Raw genomic sequence first — 1,258 nt, forward strand, 5'->3', positions numbered from 1 at the left:
CAGCAGTGAGTTTTTAGAGAAACACGCTCTACGGGGTAAACCTGCGAGAAATGTTAACCTGATGGCGTAATCAATAGCGCAGTTGTACAGCCACAGTCGTGACTGAGGCTAAGAGAATCTTAAGATTCTTTTGCAATGACTACTCCCCTGGATGTCAGGGAGAATTCGTTCAAGGTATAAAAACTACAATGCCTGCATGACGTATATTTGGGGTGTTGAGGATGTCAGTCAGTCTAATCGAAGAGTTGAAAACGATTCGTGACTTTCGCTCTGGCAAAGGTCGTCGGTATCCTCTTTGGTTGATTTTGTTGCTGATTGTGATGGGGACCATGAGTGGCTGTCAAGGGTATGCCGCCCTGGAAGACTTTGGCGTCCGTCACTACTCAGTCCTCTGTGAGGCTCTGGAATTAAACCTGAAAAACAAACGATTACCCTCTGATACAACCTTTCGACGGATCTTGGAACGTCTCAACTTTCAAAGACTCAACGCTCACTTTGAACGGTGGGCCATGCAATATACTGATATCAATGCCAACGATTGGATGAGTCTCGATGGTAAAAGTATCAAAGGGACCGTGATTGATGGTGGTACGGAGTATCAAAATTTTGTCACCTTAGTGTCGTTGTATGCCCAATCTCAAGAGACTGTGCTGGCTGTCGAGCAATTTGAAACCCATCAGACGAATGAAATCAAGGCTGTCCAAACCCTCTTAGAACGTCTGCATCTGACATCGGTGGTCTTCACCCTGGATGCTATCCATGCACAAAAAAAACAACTGAACAGATCATAGACGGTGGCAATGTGACCTTTCCCCAAAAAAGTGGACATTTCCGATGAGTCGTAATGCAGGATAATGTTCAAATGACTAAAAAACCACGTCGCTACTTTACCGATGAGCAGAAAGCCGAAGCGGTCAATATCGTGAAGCAATCCGGTAAATCGGTCAGCCAAGTGGCCAGAGAAATGGGACTGACAGAAAGCGCTCTGCGCAAATGGGTAAAACAATCACGGATTGACGCTCAACCCAGAGTTGAAGGTGAATTAACGAGTGCAGAGCATCAAGAGCTGGTGAGGCTACGCCGTGAACTGAAACGCGTCAAACAGGAGCGAGACTTCTTAAAAAAAGCAGCCGCCTTCTTTGCCAGGGAAAGCGCCGATTTTACGAGCTAATCCATGCTGAGAAGGCCAATTTCCCAGTTAAATTGATGTGTCAGATGTTGAATGTTGCCCGCAGTGGTTATTATGCCTGGTGTGGAC

Annotated in this window: 2 protein-coding genes; both read left to right on the forward strand. The window is 46.2% G+C overall.

Going from position 1 to position 1,258, the window contains the following annotated elements; genetic code table 11:
- Positions 1 to 221 precede the first annotated feature (221 nt).
- Positions 222 to 791 carry an ISAs1 family transposase gene (locus tag F6K18_RS36180; protein ID WP_287528204.1) on the forward strand — a complete coding sequence of 190 codons (570 nt, stop codon included), beginning with the start codon at positions 222 to 224 and terminating at the stop codon, positions 789 to 791.
- Between the two features lie 71 nt (positions 792 to 862).
- A complete protein-coding gene (locus F6K18_RS36185; RefSeq protein ID WP_287528205.1) occupies positions 863 to 1,171 on the forward strand; it encodes a transposase in 309 nt (102 codons plus the stop codon).
- Positions 1,172 to 1,258: the final 87 nt, after the last annotated feature.

It is taken from the genome of Okeania sp. SIO2C2, from assembly GCF_010692625.1.
Classification (GTDB): domain Bacteria; phylum Cyanobacteriota; class Cyanobacteriia; order Cyanobacteriales; family Microcoleaceae; genus Okeania; species Okeania hirsuta.

Coding starts and splice junctions, on each gene's coding strand:
- F6K18_RS36185 (WP_287528205.1), top strand. CDS start 863: ATGACTAAAAAACCACGTCGCTACTTTACCGATGAGCAGAAAGCCGAA.
- F6K18_RS36180 (WP_287528204.1), top strand. CDS start 222: ATGTCAGTCAGTCTAATCGAAGAGTTGAAAACGATTCGTGACTTTCGC.